Source organism: Corallococcus sp. AB030, from assembly GCF_003668965.1.
GTDB lineage: Bacteria > Myxococcota > Myxococcia > Myxococcales > Myxococcaceae > Corallococcus > Corallococcus exiguus.
Genome location: NZ_RAWQ01000266.1, coordinates 1 through 11,703, shown reverse-complemented (window position 1 = coordinate 11,703; position 11,703 = coordinate 1). Strand labels below are relative to the sequence as shown.

6 protein-coding genes are annotated in these 11,703 nt (G+C 72.1%); 4 read left to right on the top strand and 2 right to left on the bottom strand.

The window, feature by feature from the left end; all coding sequences use genetic code 11:
• The first annotated feature begins 333 nt into the window (after nucleotides 1-333).
• The 4 genes from D7Y15_RS46670 (at nucleotide 334) to D7Y15_RS38945 (ending at nucleotide 8,139) form a co-directional block, all read left to right on the top strand.
• Entirely contained in the window at nucleotides 334-3,462 is a 3,129-nt protein-coding gene (locus D7Y15_RS46670; protein ID WP_121755730.1) for a tetratricopeptide repeat protein, read from the top strand.
• 66 nt (nucleotides 3,463-3,528) lie between these two features.
• Nucleotides 3,529-4,395 carry an NAD-dependent protein deacetylase gene (locus D7Y15_RS38955; protein ID WP_121755729.1) on the top strand — a complete coding sequence of 289 codons (867 nt, stop codon included), beginning with the start codon at nucleotides 3,529-3,531 and terminating at the stop codon, nucleotides 4,393-4,395.
• Nucleotides 4,396-4,548: 153 nt separating this feature from the next.
• Complete coding sequence (locus D7Y15_RS38950; protein ID WP_120580775.1) at nucleotides 4,549-6,567, top strand: protein kinase; 2,019 nt, start codon at nucleotides 4,549-4,551, stop codon at nucleotides 6,565-6,567.
• Between the two features lie 30 nt (nucleotides 6,568-6,597).
• Nucleotides 6,598-8,139, top strand: coding sequence for an adenylate/guanylate cyclase domain-containing protein (locus D7Y15_RS38945; protein ID WP_121755728.1), 1,542 nt, complete (start codon nucleotides 6,598-6,600; stop codon nucleotides 8,137-8,139).
• A gap of 3 nt (nucleotides 8,140-8,142) precedes the next feature.
• On the opposite strand, the gene D7Y15_RS38940 is transcribed toward D7Y15_RS38945, so the two are convergent.
• Both D7Y15_RS38940 and D7Y15_RS38935 read right to left on the bottom strand, forming a co-directional pair.
• Nucleotides 8,143-8,823, bottom strand: coding sequence for a Crp/Fnr family transcriptional regulator (locus tag D7Y15_RS38940; RefSeq protein WP_120563505.1), 681 nt, complete (start codon nucleotides 8,821-8,823; stop codon nucleotides 8,143-8,145).
• Between the two features lie 418 nt (nucleotides 8,824-9,241).
• Nucleotides 9,242-11,677: a penicillin acylase family protein gene (locus tag D7Y15_RS38935; protein ID WP_121755727.1), complete on the bottom strand. Its 2,436-nt coding sequence runs from the start codon at nucleotides 11,675-11,677 to the stop codon at nucleotides 9,242-9,244.
• Nucleotides 11,678-11,703: the final 26 nt, after the last annotated feature.

Sequence of the window (11,703 nt, the reverse complement as noted above, 5' to 3'; positions counted from 1 at the left end):
GGGGGAGGTGATGATCTCCACCTCGACCGCCTTCTCGCGCAGCCGGGCGGTGCGTCCGGCGGACGACAGCGCGGGGTCCACTGCCCACAACAGCCCGAAGATGAGGGCGTGCAGCGCCAGGGATATCAGTCCGGCCCATCCGAGACGTCGCAACACCCGCATGCTTGGACACTTCCCAGAAAGCGCGCCCTGTCTCAACACATAGGGACGGGGGCGTTCGCGAACCGACGTCCCACCCGCCGAGCAGGCAACCCTTCAACGCATGAAACGTCCCGGGGGTGACTCGACGCCCGCCGTGAGTCCTGCTGTGCTGCCGCCTTCCTCGTGCCTCCCATGCCCCTCGCCTGTCTGGACGAACCCACGTTCATGGACCTCCTGCTCGGGACGCTGCCCTCCGACAGGGCGGCGCTCGTCGACGAGCACCTGGACACGTGCCCCTCCTGCCGCCGCATGGTGTCCGAGGCGCTGAAGGTGCAGCCACCCACGGACTCCGGGCCGGCGGCTCCGGAGGAGGAGGTCCTCGACAGCCAGCTGGCGACGCTGGCCGTGGACCCGTGGCGCGGGAAGAAGCCGCGCCTGAGGTTGCCCACGCCGCCGCTCGCGCGCGGCACGGCGGTGGGCCGCTACCTCATCCTGGAGATGCTGGGCGTGGGCGGGATGAGCGTCGTGTACGCCGCCTATGACCCGGAGCTGGACCGCCGCGTCGCGCTCAAGCTCCTCCAGGTGGAGGCGCTGGGGCTGGGCGCGGAGGCCGGACGCACGCAGGTGCTGCGCGAGGCGCAGGCCATGGCCCGCGTCTCCCACCCGCACGTCGTCTCCGTATTCGACGTGGGCACCTTCGGCCGGCAGGTCTTCCTGGCCATGGAGCTGGTGGACGCGCACACGCTGCGCAAGTGGGAGCACGACGGTCCGCACCCGTGGCGCCAGGTGGTGGAGGTCTTCCTCGCCGTGGCCCGGGGGCTCGCCGCCGCGCACGCGGTGGGCGTCGTGCATGGCGACGTGAAGCCGGAGAACATCCTCGTGGGCCAGGATGGCCGCGTGCGCGTCACCGACTTCGGCCTGTCGCGCATCATGTTCGGCGCCGTGGTCCCGCCGGTGCTGCCGGGAAGCCCCGCGCATCCGCGCGCCATGGAGGGCGGCACGCCCGCGTACATGGCCCCGGAGCAGTTCCCTCCGGAGGAGCGCACCGACGCGCGCAGCGACCAGTTCGGCTTCTGCGCCGCGCTCTACGAAGGCCTCTACGGCGAGCGCCCCTTCGCGGGCGCCACGGTGGAGGAGCTGTCCCAGGCGGTGCACGCGGGGCGCGTGAAGAGCGTGCCCCGGCACTCCGGCGTGCCGCAGTGGCTGCGCAAGGTGGTGGTGAAGGGCCTGTCGGTGAAGCCCGAGGACCGCCACGCGTCCATGGAGGCGCTCATCGCCGCGCTGGATGCGGACCCCGCGGCGCGCCGGACGCGGCGGCTGCGCGTGGCGGGCGCGTCGCTGCTGCTCCTGTCCGCGGTGGGCCTCACGCACGTCCTCAACCGCCGCGACGTCACGGGCTGCGAGGGTGCCGCCCGCGCCATGGACGGCGTGTGGGACGCGTCCCGGCAGCAGGCGGTGGAGGCGGCCTTCGTCGGCACCGAGCGCCGCTTCGCGCACGACGCCTTCCGGCACGTGCGCAGGGGACTGGACTCGTACACCGCCGCGTGGGTGACGACGCGCACGGCGGCCTGCGAGGCCACCCGCGTACGCCACGAGCAGAGCGAAGCGGTGATGGCGCTGCGCATGCGCTGCCTGGACGCGCGGCTCGCGGACGTGGCCGCGCTCACGCAGTTGTTCACGCAGGCGGACCCGGACCTGGTGGAGCGGGCGCCCCGCGCGGTGGAGGGGCTGACGCCGCTGGCGGGCTGCTCGGACGTGGAGGCGCTGACGTCGCGCGGCCACTCCTCATCCGATGATCCCGCCGCAAGGGACCGCACGGTGGCGCTGCTCCAGGCGCTCGTGGACGCAAGGGCGCTGCGCGCCGCCGGCCGCTATTCGCAGGGAGTGGCGCGCGTGGAGCCGGTGGCCCAGTCCGCACGCGCCGCGGGGGACTGGTCCGGCGCCGCGGACGCGCTGCTGCTGCTCGCGGAGTTGAAGGACGGGGCCGGGGACTACCGGGGCGCGGAGGCCACGGTGCTCCAGGCCGCGTGGACCGCGGAGGCCGGCCGCAACGACGACGCCGCTGCCCGGGCGTGGACGCTGGCGGTGCGCGTGACGGGCGAACGGTTGGACCACTACGCCCAGGGACAGCAGGCCGCGGAGCGGGCCAGCGCCGCGGTGGAGCGGCTGGGCGCCAGCAGGGAACTGGCCGGCGCGCTCGCCATGAACCTGGGCCGGCTGTTGTCGCGCCAGGGCCGCTACCCGGAGGCCCACGAACAGCTCACCCGCGCGCTGTCCTTCCTGGAGAAGCGCTTCGGCCCGGAGGCCCTGGAGGTCGCGGACGTGCGCGTGGAGTTGGGCACCGTGCGCCGCTCACAGGGGCGCGCGGAGGAGGCCCTGGGCCTGTACGAGCGCGCATTGGGCACCGTGCGAGGAGCGCTGGGGCCAGAGCATCCGGACGTGGCGCGCATCCGCCTGGAGCAGGCCAGCGTGCGCTGGCAGCAGGGCGACTTCGTGCAGTCGGAGCGGCTGGCCCGGGGCGCGCTGGCGCTGCTGGAGCGCTCGCTGGGCCAGGACCACCCGCAGGTTGCGGACGCGCTCAACAGCCTGGCGCTGGCGCTCCAGTACCAGGGCAAGCGCGAGGAGGCGCTGCCCCTCTACGAACGCGCGCTGAGCATCGCGGAGAAGACGGAGGGGCGCGACAGCTCCACGGTGGCCATCATCGTCAACAACATCGGCACGCTGCTGGTGCACATGGGCCGCCTGGAGGAGGCCACCCAGCGCTTCGCCACGGCGCTCGAACAGGTGGAGAAGAGCCTGGGCCCGGACCACCCCACGCTGGCGCTGGTGCTCCGGGGCATGGGGCAGACGCTCAGCTACCGCAACCAGCCGGACCAGGCCCTGCCGTACTTCCAGCGCGCCGCCGCGCTCCAGACGTCCCTGCCAGACGACGTGAACGGCGGCTGGACGGGGGCGCTGGTGGACCTGGGGCGCACGTACATGGTGCTCGGCCGTCCGCGCGAGGCGCTGGCTCCGCTGGAGCAGGCCGTCGCCGGTTGGGAGCGCGCCCGGCCCCGACCCGCGGAGCGCCCCGCCGCGCGCTACATGCTGGCCCGCGCGCTGTGGGACGCGAAGCAGGACCCGGCCCGCGCCGTCCGGCTCGCCGCCGAGGCCCGCCAGGAGGCCGCATCGCTCCCCGACGAGGAGTCCTCCGTGCCGGAGCTGCGCCATGCGATGGACCGCTGGATCGCCAAGCTGCCCCCCGCCGCGCGCAGGGACCTCAAGGCCGCCATGGCCACGCCGAAGCCCGCGGACCCCGCCAGGGACGCGCTCGTCCGGTAAGCGCCTCGTCAGAAGCGCCAAGGCCCTGGAGCGAGCACGAACGGGCCACGTTATACGGAGGGTGGAATGACGCTCCTCACGGACTCCCCTGTCGCCGCCCTCCCGCCGGACGCGGGTGTGGACGCCCTGGCCAGGCTGCTGCGCGGACGCCGCGTCGTGGTGCTCACCGGAGCCGGAATCAGCACCGAGTCCGGCATCCCCGACTATCGCGGCCCGGAGACGCGCCACAAGGTGCGCAACCCCATCCAGCACCGCGAGTTCCTGCACCAGCCAGAGGTGCGTCAGCGCTACTGGGCGCGCAGCCTGCTGGGCTGGCCGCGCTTCACCACCGCCCGGCCCAATGACGCGCACTTCGCGCTCACCGCGATGGAGAAGGCGGACGTGGTGCCCGGGCTCATCACGCAGAACGTGGACGGCCTGCACCACGCCGCGGGCAGTGAGCGTGTGCTGGAGTTGCACGGCGCGCTGTCGCGGGTGCGCTGCCTGGCGTGTGGCGCGCAGGAGCCTCGCGCGTCGCTCCAGGCGCGGATGCTGGGCCTCAACCCGGACTTCGCGCACACCCTCGTGGAGCTGCGTCCGGACGGCGACGCGGAGCTGTCGCAGGAGGCCGTGGAGGGCTTCCGCGTCCCCGCGTGCACGCGCTGTGGCGGGACGCTGAAGCCGGACGTGGTGTTCTTCGGGGACAACGTCGCGGCGCCGCTGGTGCAGGACGCGTTCGCGCTCGTGGAGGAGGGGGACGCGCTGCTGGTGGTGGGCTCGTCGCTGACGGTCTACTCCGGCTACCGCTTCGTCACGCGCGCGGCGGAGCGGCACATGCCCATTGGCATCCTCAACATCGGGGAGAGCCGGGGCGACGGCCTCGCGGATGTGCGCGTGGAGGCGCGAGCGGGGGAGGTCCTGCCCCGGCTCGCCCAGGCGCTGACCCGTACCTGACGTTCCTCCTCCCACACCGGGCGTGCAGCCGGGCCCGGGGGCTTCGGGCTCGGCACCGAATGGGCACGCCAGGGGAGGGGTCAAGTGTGCCATCATTCCCGGCTTCGCGAGGCACGCGCGCCAGGCCGTGCCCGGGACGGAGACACAGGGCCGATGGACACCGGGCGCCCGCTGGGCGGCAGGTACGCGCTGGAGCGCAGGATTGGCGGCGGTGGCATGGGTGCCATCTGGCGCGCGGTCGACCTGCAACTCCAGCGGCACGTGGCCCTCAAGCTCATCGCCTCCGACGTCGTGGCGCGCACGCCGGAGGCCCACCGCCACTTCGAACAGGAAGCCCAGGCCGTGGCCCGGCTGCGCCACCCGCACGTGGTGCAGGTGCACGACTCCGGCGTGGACGGCGGCGTGCCGTACATCGTCATGGAGCTGCTGGAGGGCGAGGACCTGGAGACGCGCCTCACCCAGCAGGGGCGCCTGTCGCCGGCCCGCGTGGCCGCGCTCGTCACGCCGGTGTCCCGGGCGCTGGCGGCGGCGCACGCGGCGGGGCTCGTCCACCGCGACCTGAAGCCCGCCAACCTCTTCCTCGCCCACGTGGATGGGGAGGAGGTGGTGAAGGTGCTCGACTTCGGGCTCGCGCGCTCGCTCATCCCCACCAGCACGCCCGCGCAGGCGGAGGGCCTCACCGGCACGCTGCGCTACATGAGCCCGGAGCAGCTGCGCGCCGACCCGGACCTGGACGCGAGAGCGGACCTCTGGTCGCTCGCGGTGGTGCTCTACCGCGCCCTCACCGGCCAGTTCCCCTACGGGCCCGAGTCCGTGGGCGCGCTCCTGCGAGGCGCCTTCCACCCGCCCGCGGTGCCCGTCTCGCAGCTGGTGCCGGAGCTGGGCGCTGGCGGTGACGCCTTCTTCCAGCGCGCCCTGCACCCGACGCTCGCGCAGCGCTTCACGTCCGCGCGCGAGCTGGCCTCGGCCTTCGTCGCGCTGGTGGAGGCGGGCCGCGCCGGGCAGGCCGCCACGGTGCTGGTGGTGGACGACGAGCCGGACGTGGAGCTGCTCATGCGCCAGCGCTTCCGCCGGCACGTGCGCGACGGCGTCTACCGCTTCGTCTTCGCGCGCGACGGCGAGGAGGCGCTGGAGGCCCTGCGCCAGCACCCGGACACGCACGCGGTGCTGTGCGACCTGAACATGCCGCGCATGGACGGGCTCACCTTCCTGTCGCGCGTGGGCGAGGTGGATCCGCTGGTGAAGGTGGTCATGGTCTCCGCGTACGGCGACCTGCCCAACCTGCGCACGGCGATGAACCGGGGCGCGTTCGACTTCCTGGTGAAGCCGGTGGACCTGGACGACCTGGAGTCCACGCTGGCCAAGACGGTGCGCCACGTGGCGGAGCTGCGCCGCGCGGTGCGCTCCACGGAGGAGAACGCGCTGCTGCGCATGTTCGTCCACGGCGGCATCGTGGACCGGGTGCTGCCGCTGGTGCGCGGCCCCGGCGCGCTCGCGGGCGAGCAGGTGGACGCCACGGTGGCCTTCCTGGACGTCGCGGACTTCACCGCCGTCACCCGCGAGCACCCGCCGGAGTCCGCGCTGCGCCGGCTCAACGCCAACTTCGAGGTCATCCTCCCGGAGCTGGAGTCGCGCGGCGGCGTGGTGGACAAGTTCCTGGGCGACGCCGTGATGGCCGTCTTCCAGGGCGAAGGCCACGTGTCGCGCGCGCTGGACGCCTGCCTCGCGGTGAAGCAGCGGCTGCAGGGCCTGGCGTGGAGCGGCGGTGACGCGTCTCCGTATGCCCATGGCGTCTGCATGGGCGTGGACACCGGGCCGGTGCTGTCCGGCAACGTGGGCGCGGCCGGGCGCGGGCGCCTGGACCACACGGTGCTGGGCGACGTGGTGAACACCGCGGCCCGGCTCGCCACCGTCGCCGCGCGCGACCAGGTGCTGGTGAGCGAGACGCTGGCCGCACGGCTCCAGGACGCCTTTGACTGCCGCCTCGCCGGAGACCGCCACCTGCCAGGGCCCAGAGGCCCGTCGCTCGCGGTGCGCGAGGTGGTGGCCCGCCACGGCAGCCAGTCCGAGTCCTCCGCGGACCGCACCTCCGAACAGGTGGCCCCCGCTGTCCTGGAAGCGCCCGCATCCCCGCCCCGGCCCGGTGCCTTCACGGCCAAGGGGCCCACCTGAAGCCTGTCCCCTCCACGCGGTCTTGAGCCCATGCGCGTCATCCTCAATCCAGGCCAGGTGGATGAACGGGTGGTGATGCTGCCGGAGGGCACCACCACCATCGGCCGCACCGAGGAGAACGGCATCCGCGTGCCGCACCCCAGCCTGTCGCGGCGCCACGCTCGGCTGGAGCGCGCGGGCGGGCGCGTGGTGCTGGTGGACCTGGACAGCAAGAACGGCAGCTTCGTGGGGCCGCACCGCGTGTCGCGCCAGGAGCTGGGCCACGGCCAGTCCTTCCGCTGCGGCGAGGTGTTCTTCCGGCTGGTGTCCCTGGACACGCCGCTGCCGGACGGCTGGGGCCCGCTGCGCACGCAGCCGTTGGAGACGCGCTTCTCCGGTGGGTCCACCATGGAGGCGCTGCTCGACACGCGCTCGCCGGACCGCACCCGCGACAAGCTCCAGGTGCTGCTCAAGGTGGGGCAGATCCTCTCGTCCCCGGGCCCGGTGGACGGACTGCTGGAGCGCGTGCTCCAGCTCGTCTTTCAAATCTGGGCGGTGGACCGGGCGGCGGTGCTGTTGGTGGACCGCGACACGGGGACGCTGGAGCCGCGTGTGTCCCGTGGCGCGCGGGGTGGGGCGCTGCCGGAGCACTTCTACAGCCAGCACATCGTGGACTACGTGCACTCGCGCGGCGTGGCGGCCCTCTTCACCGACGCGCAGGACGACGCGCGGCTCGTGGGCGCGGACTCCGTCTTCCGCCAATCCATCCGCGCCTCGCTGTGCGTGCCCCTGCGCACGCGGGACGCGGTGCTGGGCGTGCTGTACCTGGACAGCCTCACGCAGGGAGGCCTCTTCACCGACGAGGACCTGGAGTTCCTCACCGCCTTCGCCAACCAGGCCGCCATCTCGCTGGACCACGCGCACCTGGCGCGACGCCTGGAGGAGGAAGCGGTGCTGCGAAACGCCTACCAGCGCTTCTTCCCGCCGGACGTCGTGCGTCAGCTGAAGGCGCTGAGAGGCGTGCCGCTGGAGGTGCGCGAGGCGAACGTCACCATCCTCTTCTCCGACATCACCGGCTTCACCGCCATGTCCTCGCGCCTCAAGCCCCGGCAGGTGGTGGACATGCTCAACGCGTACTTCCCGGTGATGGCGGACGTCGTCTTCCGCCACGAGGGCACGCTGGAGAAGTACATCGGCGACGCGCTGATGGCCGTGTGGGGCGCCCCCTTCGCCCGGCCGGACGACGCGGACCGGGCCGTGCGCGCGGCCGTGGAGATGCAGCAGGCACTGGCGGACCTCAACGCCCGTTGGCGGGCGGAGGGCGTGCCAGAGATTCAGGTCCACATCGGGCTCAACTCCGGCCCGGTGGCCGCGGGCAACATCGGCTCGGAGCGCTACCTCCAGTACGCCACCGTGGGAGACGCCACCAACGTCGCGGCCCGCGTGTGCGGCGTCGCGCGGCCGGGCGAGGTGCTGATTACAGACGCCACGCGAGCGCTCCTGGACGCGGACGGCTTCGCGCTGGAGCCCCTGGCCCCGGTGCTGGTGAAGGGCCGTGACGAGCCCCTGTCCCTCTTCCGCGTGCGCGGCTGACGGCTACTCGGCGTCCTGGCCCAGCCGCTCCGGCTGGAGGAGGATGATCTGCCCGCCCTCGAAGCTGAGCATCCCCTCGCGCACGTAGTAGCGCAGCCACTTGTTGACGCTCTCGCGGGTGACGCCGCACAGGTTGGCCAGCTCCGACTGCGTGAGCTTGGGGGTGATGACCAGCCCGTCGGGGGCCTGCTTCCCCTGCGTCTTCGCCAGCTCCAGCAGCACCCGCACCAGCCGGCTGCGCGCATCCAGGAACGCCGAGTCGTACACGAGCTGCGTCGTGCGCCGCACCAGCCGGCTCATGTTCGCCAGCAGCGCCAGGCTCACCTGCGGACGCGTCTCCAGGTAGCGCCGGAAGTCATCGCGCTGGAGCGTCAGGAGGTGGGCCTCCTCGCGCGCCATCGCGTCCGTGGAGCGCATCTCGCCGTCCAGCAGTGACAGCTCGCCGAAGGCATCCCCCCGGTCCAGCAGCGCCAGGGTGATTTCGCGCCCCTCGCTGGAGGAGAGCCGGATGGCCACCTGGCCGCGCCGGATGATGAACAGCGCGGTGCCCACGTCCCCCCGGTGGAAGATGACCTCCCCCCTCGCGAAGCGCCGGGGCTGGAGGAGCGACGACATGTTCTCCAGGTCCTCCCGGCCGAGGCTCTCGAACATGGGGATTTCGGCCAGCAGCTGCGCGTAGGACATGGGGGGAGGTCCATTCTGCCCGGAATCCCTGGATGCAGGTAGGGAAGCCTCCCATCCAGGCCCGGTGGACAAGTCCGGCGGGTGTGAACGCCTTCACACCGGGCTTGTGGGCCGCTTCACAGATCGAAACAGGGGGTCCCGGTACTGTTCCTTCATCGCAGCACGGGAAGCAGGGGGGCCCGCGCAGCAGCAACACGGTGAGTCACGGAGTCGGGGGACTTCTTAGCTCACCGCGGCACGCGCGGGAAATGAGGGGGACCGCAGGGGCTGGCACATAGAAGGGGGAAGCGTCGAGTTTCTGAGGGGGAATTCGACGCGAATACGAGTGCCGGCTCCCGCTGGAGCCTGAAAGCAATGGAACCCGGGCCTGAAGGCCTGTCGCTCCGGGGGGAGTGACGGCCTTCAAGTCCGGGTTGTTTTATTTGGCCAGGGCCACCGCGGGCGTGAGCGTCAGCGTGGCCTCGCGGTGCTGCTCCACGGCCTGGCGCGTGTGGAGCATGGGGTGGAACTCCACCTTGCGGTTGAGCTCCATCAAGTCGTCGCGGTGCTTGTGGAACAGGTGCTCCGACTGCCCCGGCGAGTGGATGGACACGGAGCGGGACAGGTCCGCCAGGTCCACGATCATCCGCAGCGCGGTGCCGTGGACCACCTTGAAGGGGTTGCTCCAGAGGAACGACGCGCCGTCCACGGAGTAGTTGTCGCCCCGGGCCGGCACCGGGCGGCTGTTGAAGACGCGCCGGATGGGGCCGGGGATGGCGGGCCCGCCCAGCATCTGGTGCGCGTAGGTCAGCTGGTGCACCTGGCCCCAGGCCCACGCCTCGGGCTTCGGGCCGTACGTCTTCGTAAGCCATGCGATGGCCACGCCCAGGGCCGAGCGGAGGATGTCGTCGCGCGTCTCCTTCTCCGGCGTCTTCGGGTCATCCCACCAGGCGCTGTCCGGCTGGGACATCAGGCCGATGACGAAGGGCATGTGCAGGCTGCCGTGCCGTTCGTACTGGCCCATCAGGTATTCCTTCACCAGCGACGGCTCCAGCTTGTGCTGGAGCAGCTTGCGCAGCACTTCGATGTACCAGGCCTGGAACACCGTGGCGCCCACGGCCTCCGGCTCGAAGCGCAGGTCCCACGCCTTCAGCGCGTCCACCGCCTGGCGCTGGAGGTCGTCCGCCGGCAGCGCCGCCGCCAGGAAGTAGGGGCGCAGCGTCTCCGCGGGCAGCGAGTACGTCTGCGCCTGGATGTCCCGCATGGACTCCACGGTGTGCTGCGTGCCCGCCTCCAGCAGGTCGGTGATGCGCTTCGCGCGGTAGCCGGGGAACCAGTTGTGCGCGATGAGGTGCGGGTAGTCGTCGGACGTAATCTTGTTGTTCGCCGTGGCCGCGTAGCCCGCGGGCGGGTTGAAGGACGCGGGCAGCTCCTCGAAGGGGATGAAGCCCGTCCACTCGGATTCGCCCGTCCAGCCCGGCATGGGGATGAGGCCCTGGTGTCCCTGGCGGATGGGAATCTTCCCCGTGGCCTGGTAGCCGACGTTGCCGGCCGTGTCCGCGTAGACGAAGTTCTGGCCCGGCCCCTCCCAGCACTTCATGGCGGCGCGGAAGGACTCCCAGTCCGTCGCCAGGTTGAGCTTGAGCACGGCGTTGATGAGCGGCTGGCATTCCCGGTGCGCCCACCTGAGCGACAGGGGCTCGCTGTCCTTCAGGTCCTCCGCCATGACGACATTCATCAGCGGGCCGTGGCGGGTGCTCTGCACCTCCAGCACCACGGGCGTGCCGCCCTTGATGGGGATCTCCTCGCGGCGCACCTCCAGGTCGTGCCAGACGTCCTGGTAGAGGTACTTCTTGGGCGCCTTCGGGTCGTCCAGCTTCTCGATGTAGAAGTCCTGGGTGTCCGGCCCCAGGTTGGACATGCCCCAGGCCACCTTCCCGTTGTGGCCGACAATCAGCATGGGCACGCCGGGCAGGGAGAAGCCCACGTGCTGGAAGCGGCCGCCGTGCAGGCCGTTCTCGTACCAGGTGGACGGCATGCTCAGGGGGATGTGCACGTCGTTGGCGAGCAGCGGCTGGCCGCTCTTCGTGCGCTGGCCGTGCACCACCCAGTTGTTGCTGCCGGAGACGATGTTGGGGTCGCCCAACACATCGTCCACGCTGTCAAGGCCGGACATCGCCTTCACACTCTTCAGGCCCGGCAGGCGCGCCTCCTTCGGAACGATGAGGGGCGTCTCCGGCGCGTTCTGCGGCAGCAGCGCGTTGGCCACCTCTTCGCCCACCGCCGCCACCAGCCGCGCGCGGAAGAGCTCGATGCGGTGATTGCCGCCCAGCATCAGCGCCAGCATGTTGCCGCGCGCGAGCGAGTCCACGGGCGTCCACGGCGCGGGCGCCGTGGCCATCACGGTGAACTCGTAGGGCAGCGGCTCCGCGGCGATGCGCGCGTTCATGCCCGCGCTGTAGGCCTCCAGGATGGCGCGCGCCTCCGGGTCCACCTGCGCCCAGGCCTTTTCGGCCATGTCGCGCAGGCCCATGGTGAGCAGGAACTTGTCCGCGCCCACGCCCATGGGGCCCAGCAGGGTCCCGAGCCGTCCGTCCACCAGCCGGCGGCCCATCTCCAGCTGCCACAGCCGGTCCTGCCCGTGCACGTAGCCCTGGGCGAAGAACAGGTCGTGCTCGTCACTGGCGAAGATGTGAGGCACGCCCCACGTGTCGCGCAGCACCTCCACCTTGCCGTGCAGGCCGGGCAGGGTGAGCGTGCCTTCCTCGCGCGTCCAGCGGCGGCGGGCGAGCCAGGGGCCCACGCCCGGGGTGGCCACGGCCATGGCGGACGGCAGCATGCGCAGCATGCGCAGGACCTGGGTGAAGGCACTCATGACGCGGAGGCTCCGGCGGTGGGGGC

What these genes read in the sequence shown, in the direction of transcription:
- D7Y15_RS46670 (WP_121755730.1), top strand. Translation starts at nt 334, where the DNA reads ATGCCCCTCGCCTGTCTGGACGAACCCACGTTCATGGACCTCCTGCTC.
- D7Y15_RS38955 (WP_121755729.1), top strand. Translation starts at nt 3,529, where the DNA reads ATGACGCTCCTCACGGACTCCCCTGTCGCCGCCCTCCCGCCGGACGCG.
- D7Y15_RS38950 (WP_120580775.1), top strand. Translation starts at nt 4,549, where the DNA reads ATGGACACCGGGCGCCCGCTGGGCGGCAGGTACGCGCTGGAGCGCAGG.
- D7Y15_RS38945 (WP_121755728.1), top strand. Translation starts at nt 6,598, where the DNA reads ATGCGCGTCATCCTCAATCCAGGCCAGGTGGATGAACGGGTGGTGATG.
- D7Y15_RS38940 (WP_120563505.1), bottom strand. Translation starts at nt 8,823, where the DNA reads ATGTCCTACGCGCAGCTGCTGGCCGAAATCCCCATGTTCGAGAGCCTC.
- D7Y15_RS38935 (WP_121755727.1), bottom strand. Translation starts at nt 11,677, where the DNA reads ATGAGTGCCTTCACCCAGGTCCTGCGCATGCTGCGCATGCTGCCGTCC.